Here is a 21,071-nt window from a genome sequence, read left to right on the forward strand (position 1 = left end):
GAAAGCGGCTGTCCCTCCCTCGTTCACAATAGCGCGCCGAGCTTACCGAAATGATCCAGTACGGCCCGCACACGCGCGGTGGAACGCAGGTCCGGATGCGAGAGGAGCCAGAGGTCGACAGCAAGTTCGTCGACCGGGTGCCCTATCCGTTTCAGTTCGGTGTCGGTATCGGCGAGGTAGCAGGGCAGAACCGCGACGCCGATCCCGGATTTGACCGCCGCATACATGGCAAGCACGCTGTCGAGGCGACAGACGCAGGCCTCATCGCATTCCATTTTTCGCAGCCATGCGTGAAGCTGGCCGTAGGCCATCGACGCGCTCGGCGCTATCCAGGGCAGGGCTTTCCAGCGCGGCGGGGGACGGTCTGCGACATCGAGCGTACGGTGCGCATAGACGGCCTGACGGATCGGGCCCAACCTTCGCCCGACAAGGTGATCGTCCGGCGAAGAAGCGGGCCGGATCGCGATGTCGGCCTCGCGGAGGGAAAGGTCGGATATTTCGTTGGAGACGGCGATATCCAGGGTGATTTCGGGCTGCAGTTGGCGGAAACGCCCGATTTCCCCGGCCAGCAGGCCGTAGAGCAACGTGTCGGTCGTCGCCACGCGCACCACGCCGGAAGGCCGCAGGTCCTGGCCCGAGAGGCGCCTCTCCGTTGCGTTGGTCAGTTCGGCGATCTGTCGGGCGACAGAAACGATTTCCTCTCCGGCCGCGGTCGGCCGATAGCCTGTGCGGAACCGATCGAAGAGCCGAACGCCGAGCTTCTGTTCCACAGCATTGATCCTGCGGAACATCGTCGGATGGCTCGAACCCGCCAGTTGGGCCGCGCGGGTCAACGACCCGGCGTCCGCGACGCGGAGGACGGTTTCGTAATCGTTCCAGTCGAGCTTGTCGTTCATTTTTGAAAGAGTGTGCTGCCTGATCTTGTGAATACCTATCACAGATGAACGACTAAAGTGAGCGCACAAGAGCAACTGGCGGAGAGTCCCTGATGCAGACGCATATCGTTCATGTTCACCCCGAAGCCGCTTCCTACAATGGCGCGCTGACGCGGACGGCGGAGAGCAAATTGCGCAGGGCCGGTGGCACGGTAACGGTCAGCGATCTCTACCGCGCGAATTTCGATCCGGTGGAGCGGCCGGAGCACTATGCGAACCGGGCCGATGAGGGATGTTTCGCGGCTCTGGGCGAGCAGCGCAACGCCTGGGCGACCGGCACGCTGGCCGAAGATGTGGCGGCGGAGATCGACAAGCTGGAGCGCGCCGATCTGGTGATCTTGCAATTTCCGCTGTGGTGGCACGCGCCGCCGGCGATGCTGAAGGGCTGGATGGACCGGGTGTTCGTGAGCGGGGGCTTGTATACCAGCAGGATGCGCTATGACGCCGGCTATTTCCGGGGGCGTCGGGCGCTGATCTCCGTTACGACGGGGGCGCCGCGGTCGGCTTTCGGGCCGGGCGGTCGGGGTGGTGATTTCGACACGATGCTGTGGCCGGTGCATTATTCGATGCACTACATGGGCTTTTCCGTGCTGCCGCCGTTCGTTTCCTACGGTGTTCAAGGGCATGGCTACAGCTACGAGGACGGAAGCAGCCTGCACGACAGGCTCAAAGGAAACCTGGATGCGTGGTCTGCGTGCCTGTCGGGCCTGGACGATGTGGCGCCGATGAACTTACCCAACTGGAGCGATTGGAACGAAGACGGCAGCGCGGCCCCGTAGGAAAAGCACGGGAGCGGGGATGCCGTTCACCCCTTGCGCACGGTGGAGAAGCGTGGAGCCTTGCCGGGCCGGGATCAGGGGCGCTGCATGCGCCTAAAAAGGGCATGCAGATGCTTGAGGGGCTGGCTGACACGCGGCGCGCGGGTTGTTTCTGCGATGCCACGCGGCACGTGCGGCCGGACCGGCGCGCCGGTGCAGCGATGGTCGTTTGTGCCCGGAGCCGACATGCGTGTCGCTTCGAACATGCTTTGTGCGAGAATTCCCAACATTTCGATCACCTCCGCGGAGAGGGTACGGGCCGGAGGTTGAATATCTGAAACGAATAAGTTTGCTGATTGTGATGAGTTTTGTTAATCATTTGGGCATGAAACGCGATCTTGAAATGGACCTCTTGCGGTCATTCGTGGCGGTGGCGGCGCATCGCAATTTCACGAAGGCGGCGAACGCTGTGGGGCGCACGCAATCTGCCGTGAGCCTGCAGATAAAGCGGCTTGAGGATATCGTGGGCAAGCGGCTGTTCGAGCGGAGCCGCCAGTCCGTGACGATAACGCATGCGGGCGAGTCTATGCTTGTCTATGCCGGCCGCATCCTTGCGGCGAACGACGCGGCGCTGTCTCACATTCAACGGCCCGAGGCGGCGGGGCTGGTGCGGATCGGCGCGCCGGACGATTATGCGACCTTCCTTCTGCCGCCGATCCTGTCGGCCATCGCCAGGGACTACCCCCGCCTGCAACTGGAGGTGACCTGCGACAACGCCAGCGATCTGCTGCCGCAACTGGCGACGGACGCGCTCGATGTCGTGGTTGCGACGCATCGGGCGGACGCGGTGGCGGGCGAAGTTGCGCGCTACGAACCGCTGCACTGGGTTGCCGCCCCCGATTACCTCGACGATCCTGCGGCGCCGTTGTCGATGGTGCTGTTTCCGCCGGGATGCGTGTGCCGGGACATCGCGCTGGGAGCGTTGCGGCGGATCGACCGGGCGTGGCACGTGGCCTATTCCACGCGCAGCATCGCGTTGATGGAGAAGGCCATTTTGGAAAACGCCAGCGTGTCGGTGATGGAGGCCTCGGTCATTCCCGCCGGCCTGTGCGTCATCGACGGCCGAGAGGGATTTCCCTCGCTGCCCGACGTGGTGATCTCGGTCCATCGAGGGGCCGCGCGAGAGGCGCATGTCTCACTGGTGGCCGATTATCTTTCGGCAAGGCTCGCGGGCAGTGGTGCCAAGGAGATGGCCGGACAGTAACGTGCCCGGCCTACTTCGCCGGCGGCAGGATCAGAACGGCGCGGAAGTCGTTGACGTTAGTCAGGGTCGGGCCGGTGATGATCTGGTCGCCGGGACGGGGGAGATGGCGATGTTGGGCTGGTGCGTCATGGGGCGAGACTGCCGGGTGGCGGGGAAAGCGACGCCAAATCGAGTGATTGTTAGGGCCAGTTGGGCGGGCTTGGATAAGGGCACAAAAGTAAGAGTAGAAAGGCCGGAATGAGCCTTTAGTAACCGATGCTGCACCCTACACGAGTGTTAGCTTATCAGAGTCAATCAGCACTTTGGGGCATTGCTTTGTGATGTACAGTTTTTCTCAAACTGTTCCGCTTCCGACCAGAACGTGAAACCTACACGCTTTCGCGTTGCGCAAACAAAACACAAGTCCGAGAAATGGCGAAAGTATCGATTGAAGAACTGCGAGTGCGCCGAACTCTTGCAAAAGAGCGTCAAGCGCAACTAGAACACAGGGCCGGGCCATCCCAACGAGTCCGATGGGACGACCATTGGCGACATGTTTATGCGCAGCATCCGTACCTACTGGGCGCACCAGACGAGCGGATCGATGAGCGCTTCTGTAATGTCTTCCAGAACGTTATGGAACTTGGCGACAATGGCAAAATTCAGCTTGTGTCACTTCATGCGAACCCCGAGTTTATGGAAGCTTTCACGCACCTTCTTGAAGAATATGCCTTTCGAACCGGTGGTAGGCCACCACCGAACTTAATCAAGTGTGCGGGTGCGCCAATAAAGAAGTATTTCGAGAACGGCACTCCGATTGGCGTCCGGATGTTCGAAGGCTATGAAGCTCCTTCGAGGCCAATTCTCGTCAAGTACGGCAAGCGCAGATACCTGGAGCCAATGCTGCAAAAAGGCGAACTTCGGTTGGCCAATGCTGGCCTCTACAATGATTCTGGATTTCTCGATGCAGTGAGGGATGATGAGACGAGACGAACTTTCTTTCTGCCAACCTATCATGAGCGGCTTGAAGGAAAGACGCACCTCGAGTTTCAAGGAAAAAAGCAAGCATATGATGACGACGACGTAGTGCTGCCTTTAGTATTTGGAGACTACTACCTGTTCAGCCTTTGCGAGAGCATCCACCATCGAATGCCTACCGATTTCGATGCAGATGCGGCAATTGTGATCCACAATCCAGAACTGTTCAAACAGCGGCTCATCGGCACGTTTCTAGCCCAACGTCCCGATTTCGTGCCTGCAGCAGGGCGCGTAATTTACTATGATCCTTACCGTGATTACACGAAATTTAGGGAACCCATGTTAGCTAAGCACTTTGGGTACGCCTATCAAAAAGAGGTGCGGGTAGTAATGCGTCCCAAAAGGCAGTCATTCCTCCCGCTTGAGCCCATCTTTTTGAACATCGGTTCGATGAGCGACTATGCTGAAATGGTGGCTGTTTAAGCTTGGACAGCGCTTGCTCGCGCCGTTCCGTCGGATTTGCCTTTGCCACCGAAGAGTGCTCGAAGCGGCCATTGGCAAAACTTTGTCGGTCGGCAGCTTCGTCCGCAAGGCGGACATATTTCAAAATTGTCGCGATTTTTGGACGCGCTGCAATAATTTTCGGCGCTGAGCACGCTGTGGAGGGTCGCTACATCATCTCGAGAGGTTGTGTCTGTCCTTCCTGCGCAACAGAGGGGCAGCGCCGGATCGTGGGGTGGCGCTTCCGATCTCGACGCCATGCGATTAATGCCTGCCAAGTGTCTGCGAACCTCGATCTCCGCCCTTGCGCTCGCCAATCGCCAGCCCGCGGGGACGGGCCGGCGCTGGCCCGGCGGCGCTTGCGCGCCTTGTTCCGGGCCGGGCGGGGTTGGTGGTGCGAATTCGTTTCATGGGACTTGGCGAGTTGCAAGTCTACCCTACCCCTCCGGCGGCAGGACCAGAACGGCGCGGAAGTCGTTGACGTTGGTGAGGGTCGGGCCGGTGATGAGCTGGTCGCCCAAGGCGGCGAAGAGGCCGTGGCCGTCGTAGGCGTGGAGGGCCTTGGCGAGGCGGTCGCCGGCGCGGGCGTGGCTGGTGGGGGTGACGATCGCGCCCGCGACCTCCTCGGCGCCATCGATGCCGTCGGTGTCCGCCGCCAGAGCGTAGATGCCGCCGGTGTCGCCAAGTTCCGTCATGAAACCCAGCAGGAAATCGACGTTGCGGCCGCCCTTGCCGAGGGTGCGGTCGTCGCGGGGCAGGGTGACGGTGGTTTCGCCGCCGGTGAGGGTGACGTGCGGCGCGTCGCCGGGTTTCATTGTGGCGCGTGCGGCAATGGCTTCGCGGGCGAAGGCGCGGCCGGTCTCACGGGCCTCACCCTCGATCGTGTCGGAGCCGATGGTGACTTGCCAGCCACGTGCACGGGCGGTTTCCGCTGCAGCCTCCAGCGCCTGCATCGGGGTGGCGATCAGGGTGGTGGTGGCGGTCGCCAGCCTCGGGTCGTCGGGCTTCACGCTCTCGTTCGCCGGATCGGACAGGGCGGCGGTAAGTGCCGGTGTCAGCGGCAGGTCGTAGCGGGCGGCGAGTTCGCGGGCGTCGGCGAGCGTCGTCGGATCACCGACGGTAGGACCGGACGCGATATCCATGGGGTCGTCGCCCGGCACGTCGGAAATGAGCAGCGACAGTACCCTTGCCGGATGGGCGGCGGCTGCGAGGCGGCCGCCATTGATGCGGCTGACATGGCGGCGGATGCAGTTCATCTCGTCGATTGGCGCACCGGAGGCCAGCAGCGCCCGGTTGAGGGCGGCGCGGTCGTCCTCGGATACGCCGGGCGGCATGAGCGAGAGAAGGGCCGATCCGCCGCCGGAGATGAGGGCGATCAGCAGATCGTCGGGCCCGAGCTCGGCGGCGAGGGCAAGGATGCGGCGGGCGGCGCTGGCGCCGGTGGCGTCCGGCACAGGGTGGGCGGCTTCGATGATCTCGATCTGGCTGCAGGGCACGGCATGGCCGTAGCGGGTGACGACGATGCCTTCGAGCAGCACGTCGGAGCCGTAACCGGCCTCCAGCGCTGCGGCCATTGCCGCCGACCCCTTGCCGCCGCCAACGACGACTGTGCGGCCGGCGGCCGGCTCCGGCAGATGGGTTGCAAGCATTTTCGATGGCAGGGCGGCGGCGACGGCAGTCTCGAAACAGGCGCGCAGGTCGGTCTCTATGCTCATGCGAGGGTTACCTCCGGTTCCGGCAGAACAGGGGCGGCGAAGGGCGCGACGAAAACGGACCCGGCCTCCGGCTCGGCGGCCAGTTCATCGGTGGTCATGTCCTGACGGGCCGACGTGGTGAAGATGCGGCCATCGGGGCTGAGGGCCGGGCAGGTCGTGCGGCTGACGGGAGCCGAGATCAGCGTGCCGGGTTTGCCGTCCGGCGTGATTTCGAGAATGCCGGAGCCGCCCCAGAGCGATGTCCAGATCGAGCCGTTGCCGTCGATGATCGCCCCATCCGGCCCTCCCGTGCCCTGATGGCGGTAGAAATCCTCCGGCTCGCCGACCGGGAAGCCGGCAACGTCGAGCGGCCAGCGGTAGATCGTCCGCAGGGGCGAGTCGGCGAAATAGGCCGTCTGGCCATCAGGAGAAAAGCACAAGGCATTGGGGATGGTGATGTTGGAGATCAGCGCATGCATCTCTCCCTCGTAGAACCGATAGATCGTGCCGGCGCCGGCTTCCGCCTTCTTGCCCATCGTGCCGATCCAGAAACCGCCCTGACGGTCGGCGCGGCCGTCGTTGGACCGGGTGACGGGGTTATCGGCTTCGAGTTCCACCAATGGGCGACGGCCGCCGGTGGCGGGATCGAAATGGCTGAGGCTGGTTTCGCTGGCGATGATCAGCCCGCCCTCCCGGCAGCGACCTGCAGCAGAAGCATGTTCGCCCATTGACCAGCTTGTGAGGTCCTGACCGGTGCCATCCAGCGCGTGCAAGGTCTTGCCGAGGATGTCGAAGAAGTAGAGACGGTCATCAGCCCAGAGTGGACCTTCACCCAGTTCGCAGCGGCTGGGATGAAAGAGTTGGACGGTTTGCGGGCTGGGCATTTAAGCGGCACTCCTTGCGGTATTGACCTTCGGATAACATGAGTTGCGGCAAAGACAAATCAGACAAAGGGCCGGGGCCCAAGATGCCGCTTGTGAGCGCCCGATTTCGCCCCTAGGCTCAGTTCTCATGAAAGATACACAAAGCCCTTACACCCTGCTTGAAACCTGGCTTGCCGGGGCGGGCGATATCCGTTCCGTCCGTGCGGCGGTGTGCGATTTCAACGGCTGTCTGCGGGGCAAGAGGGTGCCGGTTTCCAAGGCGCTGTCTCTGGCCGACGGCGTGCGGATGCCCCTGTCCGTCTCTGCCCAGGACATCTGGGGCCGGGACGTGGGCAGTAACCCGATGGTCACCGGCGGTGATGCCGATGCGCTGGCAGTGCCCACGGGGCGGGCGCCGGTGCGGATGGACTGGCTGGCGGCACCGACGGCACTGGTACCGATGTGGATGCAGTCCCTCGACGGCGAGCCGAGCTTCGCCGACCCGCGACGGGAATTGGCTCGCGTACTGGGGCGTTACACGGCGCGGGGCCTGACGCCGGTGGTTGCGATGGAATTCGAGTTCTATCTCGTGGCCGAGGGCAGCATGCAGGAGGGCGAGCCGGGACCGGTGATTTCGCCCATGACCGGGCGGATGGTGGAGGCCGAGGGCGTGCTTTCGCTGGATGATCTAGATGCGTTCGAGGGCTTCATCGAGGATGTCCACCGGACAGCAGAGGCCTCCGACATCAATCTCGATGCGGCGATATCCGAGGGTGGCGCCGGGCAGTTCGAGGTGAACATGCTCCATTCGGACGACGCCCTGAAGGCCGCGGACGATGCGCTGCTGTTCAAGCGTCTGGTCAAGGGCGTGGCGCTGCGGCACGGGTTCGCGGCGAGTTTCATGGCCAAGCCTTTCGCCGGCATGGCCGGCTCCGGCCTGCATGTGCACTTCTCCTGCCTCGATGCCGATGGCGCGAACATCTTCGACAATGGCGGCGACGACGGCTCTACCGAGATGCGGCACGCCGTGGCGGGAATGCTAGCGGCGATGCCGTCCTCCATGTTGCTGTTCGCACCGCATCTGAACTCCTACCGCCGGTTCGAGCAGGGCAGTCATGCGCCGACGACGACGAGTTGGGCATACGAGAATCGGCTGGCGGCGGTGCGCATTCCGGCCGGGCCGGGATATGCGCGGCGGATCGAACATCGGGTTTCCGGTGCCGACTGCAACCCTTATCTGCTGCTGGCCGCCGTGCTGGGTGCTGGGCTGGATGGAATCGAGGCCGGGCGCGAGCCGCCGAAGCCCGTGACGGGCAATGCCTACGAGAGCGGTGCGCCGGAAGTGCCGCAGCGCTGGAGCGCCGCGATCGACGGGTTCGGCGCCGCCTATCTCGATCCGCGGTTCGTGGAGCTGTTCCGGGCGTGCAAGGCACAGGAACTTGACCGGTTCACGGCGCAGGTCTCGCCTTTTGAAATCTCAACATACCTGGATGCTGTCTGAAATGACGGAACACACGACGAGCTATTACGCCGCCAGTGCCAACCCCGCGCCTGAGCGGCCGCCGCTGCGCGGGGAGGTGTCGGCGGACATCTGCGTTGTCGGCGGCGGCTATTCCGGCCTGTCGACCGCTCTGACCCTTGCGGAGGCCGGCCATTCGGTGACGCTGCTTGAGGGGGCCAAGATCGGCTGGGGCGCTTCGGGGCGCAACGGCGGGCAACTTGTCAACGGTCTCAATGCCTCACTCGAGAAGATCGGGCGGGTGTACGGGCCGAGGATACAGGCGTTCGTCGGTGGGCTGGTGCAGGAGGGTGGCGAGATCATCCGCGACCGGGTGGCACGTTATGACATTCAGTGCGACCTGAAGCCGGGTAACCTGTTCGCGGCCTATACCGACGCGCAGATGAAGGATCTGGAGGCGAAGAAGACGCTGTGGGAATCCTTTGGTATGACAGACCACGAGATGGTGGATCGCGAGGGAATGCGCCGCCACGTCGCCACGGACGTCTATCGTGGTGGCATGATAGACCATAGCGGCGGGCACCTGCATCCGCTGAATCTGGCCCTTGGCGAGGCGGAGGCGATCGAGCGGAACGGCGGCCGGATCTACGAGCAGAGCAAGGTGACCGAAGTCGATCTGTCCGGTGCGCCGGTGCTGAAGACGGCGGAGGGCGAGATCGCGGCGAAGACGCTTGTGCTGTGTGGCAATGCTTATCTGGACCGGCTGATGCCGGAGTTGACCAACCGCATTCTGCCGGCCTCGACCCAGATGATGGCAACGGAGCCCCTGGGCATGCCGGAATTGATGCCATCGGATATCTGCGTGGAGGATGTGCGCTACATCCTCGACTATTTCCGCATGAGCGCAGATGGACGCCTGATCTTTGGCGGCGGGACTGTTTACGGCGGCACCGATCCGGCTGATGTGGTGGCAAAGCTGCGGCCGAATCTGGAAAAGGTTTTCCCGCAACTCAAAGGGGTGAAGATCGACCACGCGTGGTCCGGCAACTTCGCCCTGTCGTTTACACGGGTTCCGCAGATGGGGCGGATTGGTGAAAATACGTACTTTGCCCACGGCTATTCAGGGCACGGGGTGACAGGTTCCCACCTGTTCGGGCGAATTTTGGGCGAGGCGATCAATGGCGACTTGTCACGCTTTGATACATTCGCCAGTCTGCCGTGGTACCCCTTTCCCGGGGGGCGGACCTTCCGTGTGCCGTATTCGGTGGTCGGAAGCTGGTGGTACGGCCTTCGGGATCGACTTGGGATCTGACAGGAACGGGAGTGTTCTATGATTAAAACTGGTGTGTTCGCGTCTGCACTGGCCTTGGCGGCCGGGTCTGCCTTTGCGCAGGATCAGGTGCTCAACATCTACAACTGGTCGGACTACATCGCCGAAGACACGATCGCGAAATTCGAGGAAGAGACCGGGATCAAGGTCAACTACGATGTGTATGACAGTAACGAGGTGCTGGAGGCCAAGATGCTGGCCGGCAACTCGGGCTACGATATCGTGGTGCCAACATCGGACTTCCTGCGCCGCCAGATCGGGGCCGGCGTCTACATGGAACTCGACAAGTCCAAGCTGCCGAACCTTGAACACATGGACGCGGCGCTGATGGAAAAGGCCGCGGCCTATGACGAGGGCAACACACATGCCGTCATCTACATGTGGGGAACGACCGGTTACGGCATCAACACCGCCGCCGTTGCCGAAAGGCTGGGAGAGGATGCGCCGACCGACAGCTGGGCGCTGGTGTTCGAGCCGGAGAACATGGAAAAGCTGGCCGATTGCGGCGTCAGCTTTCTTGACGCACCGACCGAGATGCTGCCGGCTGCGATGAACTATGTCGGGCTGGACCCGCGCTCGACCGACACCGACGATTTCGCCAAGGGGGCGGACGTGCTGAAATCGGTGCGCGACAGCGTACGCTACTTCCATTCGTCGCAGTACATCTCCGACCTTGCGAACGGTGACATCTGCGTGGCTGTCGGCTGGTCCGGTGATATCTTTCAGGCACAGTATCGCGCCGAGGAGGCGGAGAATGGTGTCGAGATCGAGTACGTGATCCCGTCTGAGGGTGCATTGCAGTGGTTCGACATGATGGCCATTCCCGTCGATGCGCCAAACCCGGATGCAGCCCATCAGTTCATCAACTTCATCATGGATCCGCAGGTCACCGCCGACATCACGAACTATGTCTGGTACGCCAATGGCAACGCAGCCTCCATGGAGCTTGTGGACGAGGAGATCACATCCGATCCGGCAATCTTCCCGAGCGACGAAGTGAAGGAAAATCTTTGGCCCGCGGCGGTCTATGACAGCCGGACGGACCGCGTGGTGACGCGGCTCTGGACCGAAGTGAAAACCGGTCAGTGAGGGATAGGGGCGCGGGCAACCGCGCCCCGTTTCACATCATGCCAGCACCTGACACATACCCACGCCCGTGGCGGGACAAGACGGACCCGCCCTTCATCCGTATTCGCAACATCACGAAACGTTTCGGCGATTTCACTGCCGTCGACGATGTAAGCCTAGACATCTGGCGCGGCGAGTTGTTCTGCCTGCTCGGAGGCTCCGGCTGCGGAAAATCGACGCTGCTGCGGATGCTGTCCGGTTTCGAGACACCGACGGCGGGGACCATCGAGATCGACGGGCAGGACATGAGCCGGGTGCAGCCTTATGCCCGGCCGACGAACATGATGTTCCAGAGCTATGCATTGTTTCCGCACATGAGCGTGGAAAAGAATGTCGGCTATGGGCTGGCGCGGGACGGTTTGCCGAAGGCGGATGTGGCTGCGCGCGTCGAGGAAATGTTGAAGCTTGTGCAACTGGACGGTTTTGCCAAGCGCAAGCCGCATCAGCTTTCCGGCGGCCAGCGGCAGCGCGTGGCACTGGCGCGGAGCCTGGTGAAGAAGCCGAAGCTGCTACTGCTGGACGAGCCGCTGGGCGCGCTGGACAAGAAGCTGCGCGAGGAAACGCAGTTCGAACTGATGAACATCCAGGACAAGCTGGGCGTGACCTTCATCGTCGTCACCCATGATCAGGAGGAGGCGATGACGCTGTCCACCCGCATCGGTGTGATGAATGCCGGCAAGATCGTGCAGGTGGGTGAGCCGCGGGACATCTACGAACGGCCAGGCAGCCGGTTCGTGGCCGATTTCATCGGATCGGTGAACATCTTCGAGGGCGAGGTCGAGGCGGCTGCGCCGGATTTCCTGCGGGTCAGGACCGCGGAAGGCGGTTTGCTGGTGCCCCCCGAGGGTAAATACGGCGCCCGCCAGAAGGTAGCGGTCGCGGTGCGGCCGGAAAAGATCCGCCTGAGCCGGGAGCCGGTAACGGCCGACAACCGGCTGGAAGCGGTGGTCGAGGATTATGCCTATATGGGCGACTGCACCGTCTACAAGCTGCGGCTCGCTTCCGGTCGGATGCTCACCGTCACGGCGACCAACGGGTTCGGCGCCGAACCGTTTACCTGGGATGAGCCGGTGCACCTTGGCTGGCCTGCGGCGGCGGGTGTGGTGGTGGTGTGACGACGAGCGGAACTCATCCGGACGACGGCGGCCCTGATCCGACGAACGCCGCGCCGCTGCCCGACGTGCGGTGGGGCCGCTGGCTGGTGATTGCCGTGCCCATGGTTTTCCTGTTCGTGTTCTTTCTCGTGCCGTTTCTCGTGGTCGCCGGCATCTCGCTGCGCGACCCGATGATCGCCCGGCCACCCTACGGCCCCCTTTTCGAAGACGGAGCCTTCGTCGGCGATCTCGAGAACTACTTTTTCCTCATGTCGGACAGCCTCTACATCAAGGCCTATCTGAATTCCCTGAAGATCGCAGCCATATCGACGGTTCTGACGTTGCTCGTCGGCTACCCGATGGCCTATGCCATCGCCCGCAGTCCGGAGCCGCGGCGCTCCATTCTGCTGATGCTGGTGGTGCTGCCGTTCTGGACGTCTTTCCTGCTACGTGTCTATGCGTGGATAGGGTTGCTGAAGGCGAACGGGGTGATCAACAACGTGCTGTTGTGGCTGGGGGTGATCGACCAGCCGCTGATCATGTTGCAAACCGATTTTGCCGTCTATGTCGGCGTCGTCTATACCTACCTGCCGTTCATGATCCTGCCGCTCTATGCCAATCTCGTAAAGCTGGATGGATCGTTGCTGGAGGCCTCTTCCGATCTCGGGGCGCGACCGGCCTCCACCTTCTTCCGGATCACGTTGCCGTTGTCGCTGCCGGGCGTGGTGGCGGGTTGCATGCTCGTGTTCATTCCGGTGATCGGCGAGTTCGTGATCCCAGCGCTCTTGGGCGGGCCGGATACGCTGATGATCGGGCGGGTGCTCTGGGATGAGTTCTTCTCCAACCGCGACTGGACGGTGGCAAGCTCCGTCGCCATCGTGATGCTGGTGGCGGTGGTGGTGCCGATCCTCGGGTTGCGGCGGATCGCGGAGCGGGTGTCATGAAGTGGTTTCTGCCGATCGTCGCCGGGCTCGGCTTCCTGTTCCTCTATGCGCCGATGGTCAGCCTGGTGATCTTCTCGTTCAACGAGAGCCAGCTGGTGACCGTCTGGGGCGGCTTCTCGACCAAGTGGTACGGCGAGTTGTTTCGCAACCCTCAGATCGGGCAGGCCTTTCGCATTTCGCTGACCATCGCGGCGATCTCCGCCACACTGGCGATTGCGCTGGGTACGCTGGCGGCGCTGGTGCTGGTGCGGTTCGGGCGTTTTTTCGGGCGACCACTGCTCTCCGGCATGGTGACGGCACCACTGGTGATGCCGGAAGTTATCACCGGGCTGTCGCTGCTGCTGCTGTTCGTGTCGATGGAGAAGCTGCTCGGCTGGCCGGCGGGGCGGGGTATGCTGACGATCATCCTGGCGCACACGGTGTTCTGCATGGCCTACGTGGCCGTGGTCGTTCAATCGCGGCTGGTGGACATGGACGAAAGCCTTGAAGAGGCGGCAATGGATCTCGGCGCGAAGCGGGTGCGCGTGTTCTTTGACATAACCTTGCCGGTGATTGCGCCGGCGCTGGTTTCGGGTTGGCTGTTGGCCTTCACCCTGTCGCTGGACGACCTGGTGGTGGCGAGCTTCGTTTCGGGGCCGGGGTCATCCACCCTGCCGATGGTGATCTTCTCGAAGGTGCGCCTCGGGGTGAGCCCGGATGTCAACGCGCTGGCATCGCTGATCATCCTGGTGGTGGCTGTCGGGATCCTGGCGGCGGCGCTGGTGATGCGGAAACGACAATAACTGCAGCCGCTTATGGAGAATGAAATGGACAAGGCGGGCGATCAGGCATTTCGCGCGGATAGCAACACCGAGCGCTGGGTGGAAAACACCTATGGCGGCGCCGTCAGCTTCCTGCGGCGGCGCTATTCGCGCGATCTGGCGGGCGTGGATGTGGCTGTCACCGGCCTGCCCTACGATGCGTCGGTCACCTATCGGCCGGGCTGCCGCCTCGGTCCGCGCGCGATCCGTGCCGCCTCCGTCCAGCTGGCTGAACTGAAGGCGTTTCCATTCGGCTTTGATCCATTTGCAAGCCTGGCCGTGGTGGACTACGGCGATTGCCTGATCGACCCGCACCATCCCGCCAGCGTACCGGGTGACATCGAGGCGCATATCGCCGCGATCCTCGATGCCGGGGCGAAGCCGCTGTCGCTTGGTGGCGATCATTTCGTCGCGTACCCGGTGCTGAAGGCCGTGGCGGCAAAGCACGGGCCGGTGGCGTTGCTGCAGGTCGACGCCCATTGCGACACGTGGGAGGATGATGGTACCCGGCTCGACCACGGAACGATGTTCGCCCGTGCGGTGGCGGAGGGGATCGTCGATACCTCCCGCTCCACCCAGCTGGGACTCCGCACGTTCAACGACAGCGACCACGGTTTCGAGATTCTGACAGCGCCGTGGCTGCATCGCAACGGCATTGACGCGGCGCTGCAGATCATCAGGGACCGGGCGGGGAACGCACCGCTCTATATCTCCTTCGACATCGACGGGCTGGACCCGGCTTTCGCCCCCGGCACCGGCACGCCCGTACCGGGCGGGCTGGCCAGCTGGCAGGCGCTGGAGATCATCCGTGGCCTGGGTGGCCTGAACCTTGTCGGCATGGATGTCGTCGAGGTATCGCCGCCCTATGACCATGCCGAGATCACAGCGCTGGCGGCGGCCACCGTCGCCCATGACTGGCTCTGCCTGCTGGCGGAGGCGCGTGGTGCCGAACGCACGGTGGTGGGCCGGCTCTGACCCTTCATCTTCGAAAAATATCCTCGCCGAAGGCATTTAAATCTGACAGCCTGTGCCGGCGAGCAAACAGGTGAAACATGACTGACGACTGGACGACAAATCTGCCCGATGACGTGCGGCAGTGGCTGGATGGCCGACGCGTGGAAGAGGTGGAATGCGTGATTGCCGATATAGCGGGCATCAGTCGCGGCAAGGCCATGCCGTCGGCCAAGTTCTCGCGCGGGGAGCGGATGTTTCTGCCGATGTCGATCTTTTACCAGACGATTGACGGCCAGTATGTCGACATGGATATCGCCAACCAGTGGATCGAGAGTGACATGGTGCTGACGGCGGAGATGGCCTGCGCCACGTCCAGCCCGTGGGCCGACGATGTCACGGTGCAGGTGATCCACGACATTCGCGATCTGGCCGGCAACCCGGTGCCGATCGCACCGCGAAACGTGCTGAAACGGGTGCTGTCACTCTACGAGGCGGAGGGCTGGCGACCGGTCGTCGCGCCGGAAATGGAATTTTACCTGACCAAGCCGAACACCGACCCGGACATGCCGATCGAACCGCCGATGGGGCGGACCGGGCGGGTGGTTGCCTCACGGCAGGCGTATTCGATGTCTGCGGTCGATGAATATGGGCCGGTGATCGACGACATCTACGATTTTGCCGAGGCGCAGGGCTTCGAACTGGACACCATCATACAGGAGGGCGGCGCCGGGCAGATCGAGATCAACTTCATCCATGGCGATCCGCTAGCGTTGGCCGACCAGGTGTTCTTCTTCAAACGGACCATCCGCGAGGCCGCCTTGCGTCAGGGCTGTTTCGCCACCTTCATGGCCAAGCCGATGCAGCATGAGCCGGGGTCGGCGATGCATATTCACCAATCGGTGGTCGATGCAAAGACAGGCAAGAATGTCTTCACCGGCGAAGGCGGATCGGAAACGCCGCTGTTTGCGGGATTCCTGGCGGGGCTGCAGACTTATCTCCCGAACGTGATTCCGATGCTGGCGCCTTACGTGAATTCCTATCGCCGCTACGTTGCTTCCGGCTCCGCGCCGATCAATCTCGAATGGGGGCCGGACAATCGCACAACCGGGCTGCGCATCCCCGTCTCGAGCCCCGAGGCGCGGCGGGTCGAGAACCGGATCGTCGGCATGGATGCCAACCCGTACCTCGCGCTCGCGGCATCGTTGGCATGCGGCTATCTGGGCATGAAGCAGGGTATGGAGCCGCGGGCTGCGGTGACGCGCGAGGCGTATGACTACGACTACGCCCTGCCACGGGGTTTGCTGGAAGCTTTGGACGCGTTCGAGGCAGAGGATGCGGTGACGGAGACTCTCGGCCGGCAGTTTTGCGATGTCTACAAGGCACTGAAGCGCAACGAGGCCGAGAGCTTTCTGGCGGTCATCAGCCCATGGGAGCGGGAGCATCTCCTGCTGAACGTCTGATGGATCTGCTGACAGCGAATGACCGACCGGGGGAATATCCGCCGAGCTATTATGCTGCCACAGCCAATCCGTTTCCGCACCAGCCGGCGCTGGGCGGCGAGGTGCGGGCGGATGTTTGTGTCATCGGCGCGGGCTTCACCGGCCTGTCTGCGGCTCTGCACCTGGCCGAGAAGGGCTATTCGGTTGCGGTGCTTGAGGCGAGCCGCGCCGGCTTTGGCGCCTCGGGGCGAAACGGTGGCCAGATTGCCACCGGTCCGCGACAGGACATCCGCGACCTGGAGAAGACCTATGGGCCGGAGATGGGCCGCCACTTGTGGGAGTTCGCCGAGGAAGCCAAGGCGGTGCTGCGCGGCCGCGTGGCGCAGCATGATATCGCCTGCGATCTGAAGCGCGGAGCCATTCACGGCGAGATGCAGGCGCGCAATGTAGCGGATGCCCATGCCTATGCCGAGCACTGCCGTGACGTTTACGACTACGACGAGGTTACGCTTCTGGACCGCGAGGCCATCCGGCAGGAACTGGGTACGGAAGCGTACCAGGGTGGCTTTCTCGACATGGGGGCCGGGCATCTGCATCCGCTGAACTATGCGTTGGGGCTGGCGTCGGCGGCACTGGCGGCCGGGGTGCAGATATTCGAGGAAAGCCGGGTACTGCGAGTCAGCGAGGCCGCGCCGCATCGGGTGGAGACGGCGGGCGGCCATGTAACCTGTGATTTCGTGATCTATGCCTGTAACGGCTATATGGGTGATCTGGAGCCGAAAGTGTCGGCTCGGGTGATGCCGATCAACAATTTCATTGCCGCGACCGAGCCGCTGGACGAGGCGCTGGCGCAGGAACTGATCGCGCGTGACGTCTGCGTGGCCGACAGCCAGTTCGTGGTCAACTACTACCGTCTGTCAGCGGACCGGCGGATGTTGTTCGGCGGTGGCGAGACCTATTCCTACCGCTTCCCGCGTGACATTCCGGGGCTGGTGCGGCCGCGGATGGAGGCGGTCTATCCGCAGCTGAAGAAGGTGGCGATCGACTATGCGTGGGGCGGGACGCTGGGCATCACTGCCAGCCGCATGCCTTACTTCGACGCCCTGGGGCCGACGCGGTTTACTGCCGGGGGATACTCGGGGCAGGGGGTGGCGATGACCTCGCTCGCCGGCAAGGTGCTGGCGGAACGGGTGGCGGGGCAGGCGGAGCGTTTCGATACACTCAAGTCTCTGAAACATATAGCATTTCCCGGCGGTGGCGCACTGCGGCATCCGTTGCTGGTGCTGGCGATGAGCTGGTATGCGCTGCGCGACAGGCTGGGCGTTTGAGCGGCAAGATGGCCAGCAGTTGGAGGGAAAGTGGTGTTGATACGGGATTGGGATGACGCCTATGCCAACCGGGACCACATTCCGGGGGCCGATGACTTCGTTCGACGGTGGCCGGAAGAGGCGGCGGCATTTCGCGCGGCCCTGGGCGAGAGGGCGGAACTCGACCTTGCCTATGGTGAGAAGCCCCGGCAAGTGATGGACCTGTTCCGACCGGAGGGCCAGCACCTGGGATTGCTGGTGTTCGTGCATGGCGGGTACTGGCGGATGTTCGATAAATCCAACTGGTCCCACTTTGCTGAAGGGGCGCTGGCGTCGGGATGGGCTGTGGCGATGCCGAGCTATACACTGGCGCCGGAAGCGCGGATTTCCCAGATAACGCAAGAAGTTACGGCGGCAGTAGAGGCTGCGGCCGGACTGGTGCAGGGGCCGGTACGGCTGGCCGGACACTCGGCCGGCGGCCATCTGGTGACACGGCTGGTCTGCCGTGACTCTTGCCTGTCGGAGGATGTTCTTGAGCGATTGGAGCGGGTTACCTCGATCAGCGGGGTGCATGATTTGCGGCCGATGCTGCGGCTGGCGATGAATGCCGATTTGCGGTTGGACGCGGCAGAATCGCGGGCCGAGAGCCCGGTGCTTCGCGAACCACTGGAAGACGTGCGGGTGATGGCGTGGGTGGGCGCGGACGAGCGACCGGAATTCGTGCGACAGACAACCCTTCTGGCCAATATCTGGACGGGGCTGGGCGCGGAAATGGCGCAAGTGAAGGATGCCGGGCGACACCATTTCGACGTGATCGACGGGCTGCGGGAGGCGGACTCGCCACTGATGCAGGCGGTGCTGGGGTGAATATAGTTTTAGTATGGGTTCGGTATGGGTTTGGTATTGCGACGGTTCCTGTCGGGAATCGCATTTCCACTGCCGCCCGCCATCGGCAAAAGCAACGGGCGACTGGCTGAGGATGTCTCAGGCGCGCATGCGGGTACCTTCGGGATCGAAAGGCGGCTCGACGGCGATGCGTGCCGGGTAGCGCCTCCCGAGAATCTCGATCTCGAACATGCCTTCGGCAGCATTGTCTGCCAGTGCCGCCGGGACGTAACCCTGCGCCATTGAGGCGCCAACTCCGTGGGCGTAGCCGCCGGATGTGACCCAGCCGACGACGCGCCAGTCACCGTCCACCTGCTTCTCGGTTCGCGGCTGTTCCGCGCCCTGCGCGTCGTAGCGCTTCACCGTCGTCTCGTGCGTCGGCGTGATGGTGCCGTGGTCGGTGGCGGTTCTCGCCCAGACGGGTTCGTCGGCCATGACATCGGCGGTGTCGGCATCGATCATGAAGGAAACCCGTTTGAGGCGTGGGCCGGCGTCCCTTTCGACAGCCGCTGCCGCGCGGCCAATGAAATCACCCTTGTCGAGTTTGACGAAACGGTCCATCCCGCCTTCGAACGGGCCATAGACGGGGCGCAGTTCGGCGAACCACGTGGGGAAGTTCTTTTCGAGACGCATCGACAAGAGCGCCCGCATACCGAAATCGCGGATGGCGAATTCCGCCCCCGCTTCCTTGACCGCGAGGTAGATCGCGCGCTGGTAACATGGCTCCATCCAGATCTCGTAACCGAGATCGCCGGTGTAGCTGATGCGGTTCACGCGGGCCGGACAGCCTGCGACATCCAGTTCGCGGTAGGACATGAAAGGGAAGGCCTCGCGGCTGACGTCTTCCGTTACCAGTTTGGCGAACACGTCCCGTGACTTCGGCCCGGCAATGGTAAGGCCGACGAGGCGCTGTCCGAGACGTTCTATCCGCACGGTGTCGGGCTTGTGCTGTTCGAACCAGCGCATGTGGTAGATCTGAGCCCCCGATGATCCCCAGATCATGAACCGTTCCGACCCTGCCTTGGCGATGGTGAAGTCGCCGATCAGTTTGCCGTTGTCGTTGAGCATCGGTGACAGGGTGATCCGGCCATCCTTTGGCATGCGGTTGGTCATCAGCCGGTCGAGGAATGCCTCGGCACCCGGTCCGCTCACCTCGTATTTCGCGAAATTGGCGATTTCGGATATGCCGACGCTTTCCCGTACGGCCCGTACCTCGGCGCCGACATGCTCAAAATCGTTGGAGCGGTGGAACGACAGCACGTCATGCGCCTCTTCGGCTGACGGCGCGAACCACAGCGGCACCTCCAGCCCCCATGTCACGCCCATCACCGCGTGGTTGTCGCGGACCATGATGTCGTAGAGGGGTGTCGTCTGGTGCGGCCGCCCGGCGGGCCGTTCCTCGTTCGGGAAGCGGATCGAGAAACGGTTGGAGTAGTTTTCCCGTACCTTGGCGTTGGTATACTTGAGCGTCGTCCACTCGCCGTAGCGCGCAACGTCCATGCCGAAGACATCGAAGCCGGGGTCGCCTTCCGTCATCCAGTTGGCGAGGACGAGGCCGACGCCGCCACCCTGGGAGAACCCGGCCATGACGGCGCAGGCGCTCCAGAAATTCGTGAGACCCTGCACCGGGCCCACCAGCGGGTTTCCGTCGGGTGCGAAGGTGAACGGGCCGTTGATCATCTGCTTGATGCCGGTGTTTTCCAGTGCCGGGAAATGGCGGAAGCCGATCTCGAGACTGGGCGCGATCCGGTCGAGCGCCGGTTCGAGAAGTTCATGCCCGAACTCCCATGGTGTCGTCACCGGACTCCACGGCGTTGCCGCCTTCTCATAGGTGCCGACAAGCAGGCCGTTCCGCTCCTGCCGGGTATATATCTCGCCCTTGAAGTCGATGATGTGGCAGACCTCCCGGCCGAATTCCTGATTGTAGGCGATGACTTCGGGCATGTCCTCCGTCAGCAGATAGTGGTGTTCCATCGCCAGCAGCGGAAGTTCCAGCCCGACCATCCGCCCGACCTCCCGCGCCCAGAGGCCGCCAGCATTGACCACGTGCTCGCAGCGGATCGTGCCTTCCTTGGTGACCACGTTCCACGTTCCGTCGGCATCCTGATGGATCTCCGTTACCGGGTTGCGCAGGCTGATTTCCGCCCCGAGGTTGCGGGCCGCCTTCGCGTAGGCGTGGGTGGTGCCGGAAGGATCGAGATGGCCTTCGACCGGATCCCAGAGGGCACCGACGAAATGGCTGTCGTCGAGCATCGGGAACATGGCCTTCGCCTCGGAGGCGCTGACCAGTTCCGTATCCATCCCCATGATCCGGCCCTTGGCGTGGGCGGCGCGCAGGAAATCCATCCGCTCCGGCGTGTCGGCGACCTGAAACCCGCCCGTCAGATGCAGGCCACAGGACATGCCGGAGGCTTCTTCGAGTTCCTTGTAAAGGCCCACGGTATAGGCCTGAAGCTTGGCGACGTTGGGATCGCCGTTCAGGGTGTGAAATCCGCCTGCCGCGTGCCAGGAGGAGCCGGATGTCAACTCCGAGCGTTCGACCAGCAGCACATCCGTCCAACCTGCCCGCGCAAGGTGGTAGAGCACCGAACAGCCGACAACCCCGCCCCCGATGACGACGACCCGCGCAGTGGACTTCATGGCATCCTCCCTCTGGTTACCGTCATGACGCCACGGGTGGACCGAGGCTTCAACCCGTCAAAGACCGCTGAGGGCCTGTTTGCGACGTCGCGGCGGAGAAATCCGCATCTTCCCAAGGC

At 63.1% G+C, this 21,071-nt stretch carries 17 protein-coding genes; 13 read left to right on the top strand and 4 right to left on the bottom strand.

Features of this window, described 5'->3' with window-relative positions:
- Positions 1-23: 23 nt before the first annotated feature.
- Positions 24-896, bottom strand: coding sequence for a LysR family transcriptional regulator (locus tag GO499_RS19040; protein WP_161863672.1), 873 nt, complete (start codon positions 894-896; stop codon positions 24-26).
- 92 nt (positions 897-988) lie between these two features.
- On the opposite strand from GO499_RS19040, the gene GO499_RS19045 reads away from it, so the two are divergent.
- From GO499_RS19045 to GO499_RS19055, 3 genes are all read left to right on the top strand, one after another.
- Positions 989-1,714, top strand: coding sequence for an NAD(P)H-dependent oxidoreductase (locus tag GO499_RS19045; RefSeq protein ID WP_161863673.1), 726 nt, complete (start codon positions 989-991; stop codon positions 1,712-1,714).
- 364 nt (positions 1,715-2,078) lie between these two features.
- The gene (locus tag GO499_RS19050) at positions 2,079-2,957 is read left to right on the top strand and encodes a LysR substrate-binding domain-containing protein (RefSeq protein ID WP_161863674.1); all 879 of its coding nucleotides are present in this window, start codon (positions 2,079-2,081) and stop codon (positions 2,955-2,957) included.
- Between the two features lie 411 nt (positions 2,958-3,368).
- Positions 3,369-4,397, top strand: a complete 1,029-nt coding sequence (locus tag GO499_RS19055; RefSeq protein WP_161863675.1) for a hypothetical protein — start codon at positions 3,369-3,371, stop codon at positions 4,395-4,397.
- A gap of 455 nt (positions 4,398-4,852) precedes the next feature.
- Here the strand turns inward: GO499_RS19055 and GO499_RS19060 are convergent, their stop codons facing one another.
- On the bottom strand, positions 4,853-6,130 hold the full coding sequence (locus tag GO499_RS19060; protein ID WP_161863676.1) for a glycerate kinase type-2 family protein: 1,278 nt from the start codon (positions 6,128-6,130) through the stop codon (positions 4,853-4,855).
- On the bottom strand, positions 6,127-6,993 hold the full coding sequence (locus GO499_RS19065; RefSeq protein WP_161863677.1) for an SMP-30/gluconolactonase/LRE family protein: 867 nt from the start codon (positions 6,991-6,993) through the stop codon (positions 6,127-6,129). The genes GO499_RS19060 and GO499_RS19065 overlap by 4 nt, the downstream gene beginning before the upstream one ends.
- A gap of 127 nt (positions 6,994-7,120) precedes the next feature.
- On the opposite strand from GO499_RS19065, the gene GO499_RS19070 reads away from it, so the two are divergent.
- The 10 genes from GO499_RS19070 (at position 7,121) to GO499_RS19115 (ending at position 18,294) form a co-directional block, all read left to right on the top strand.
- Complete coding sequence (locus GO499_RS19070) at positions 7,121-8,473, top strand: glutamine synthetase family protein (RefSeq protein ID WP_161863678.1); 1,353 nt, start codon at positions 7,121-7,123, stop codon at positions 8,471-8,473.
- A gap of 1 nt (position 8,474) precedes the next feature.
- On the top strand, positions 8,475-9,743 hold the full coding sequence (locus tag GO499_RS19075; RefSeq protein WP_284154820.1) for an NAD(P)/FAD-dependent oxidoreductase: 1,269 nt from the start codon (positions 8,475-8,477) through the stop codon (positions 9,741-9,743).
- Between the two features lie 18 nt (positions 9,744-9,761).
- The gene (locus GO499_RS19080; protein WP_161863680.1) at positions 9,762-10,850 is read left to right on the top strand and encodes a polyamine ABC transporter substrate-binding protein; all 1,089 of its coding nucleotides are present in this window, start codon (positions 9,762-9,764) and stop codon (positions 10,848-10,850) included.
- A gap of 38 nt (positions 10,851-10,888) precedes the next feature.
- The gene (locus tag GO499_RS19085) at positions 10,889-12,004 is read left to right on the top strand and encodes an ABC transporter ATP-binding protein (RefSeq protein WP_161863681.1); all 1,116 of its coding nucleotides are present in this window, start codon (positions 10,889-10,891) and stop codon (positions 12,002-12,004) included.
- Between the two features lie 101 nt (positions 12,005-12,105).
- Positions 12,106-12,927 (top strand): ABC transporter permease subunit, encoded by an 822-nt coding sequence (locus tag GO499_RS19090; RefSeq protein ID WP_161864074.1) that lies wholly within the window; start codon positions 12,106-12,108, stop codon positions 12,925-12,927.
- Complete coding sequence (locus tag GO499_RS19095) at positions 12,924-13,709, top strand: ABC transporter permease subunit (RefSeq protein ID WP_161863682.1); 786 nt, start codon at positions 12,924-12,926, stop codon at positions 13,707-13,709. Before GO499_RS19090 ends, GO499_RS19095 begins: the two co-directional genes overlap by 4 nt.
- Positions 13,710-13,733: 24 nt before the next feature.
- Positions 13,734-14,702: an agmatinase gene (gene speB / locus GO499_RS19100; protein ID WP_161863683.1), complete on the top strand. Its 969-nt coding sequence runs from the start codon at positions 13,734-13,736 to the stop codon at positions 14,700-14,702.
- 77 nt (positions 14,703-14,779) lie between these two features.
- A complete protein-coding gene (locus tag GO499_RS19105) occupies positions 14,780-16,141 on the top strand; it encodes a glutamine synthetase family protein (protein ID WP_161863684.1) in 1,362 nt (453 codons plus the stop codon).
- Positions 16,141-17,448 (top strand): NAD(P)/FAD-dependent oxidoreductase, encoded by a 1,308-nt coding sequence (locus GO499_RS19110; protein ID WP_161863685.1) that lies wholly within the window; start codon positions 16,141-16,143, stop codon positions 17,446-17,448. The genes GO499_RS19105 and GO499_RS19110 overlap by 1 nt, the downstream gene beginning before the upstream one ends.
- A gap of 33 nt (positions 17,449-17,481) precedes the next feature.
- Entirely contained in the window at positions 17,482-18,294 is an 813-nt protein-coding gene (locus tag GO499_RS19115) for an alpha/beta hydrolase (protein WP_348520792.1), read from the top strand.
- 117 nt (positions 18,295-18,411) lie between these two features.
- Here the strand turns inward: GO499_RS19115 and GO499_RS19120 are convergent, their stop codons facing one another.
- The gene (locus GO499_RS19120) at positions 18,412-20,952 is read right to left on the bottom strand and encodes a GcvT family protein (RefSeq protein ID WP_161863686.1); all 2,541 of its coding nucleotides are present in this window, start codon (positions 20,950-20,952) and stop codon (positions 18,412-18,414) included.
- Positions 20,953-21,071: the final 119 nt, after the last annotated feature.

This window comes from Algicella marina (assembly GCF_009931615.1).
In the GTDB taxonomy this organism is placed as follows: Bacteria; Pseudomonadota; Alphaproteobacteria; order Rhodobacterales; family Rhodobacteraceae; genus Algicella; species Algicella marina.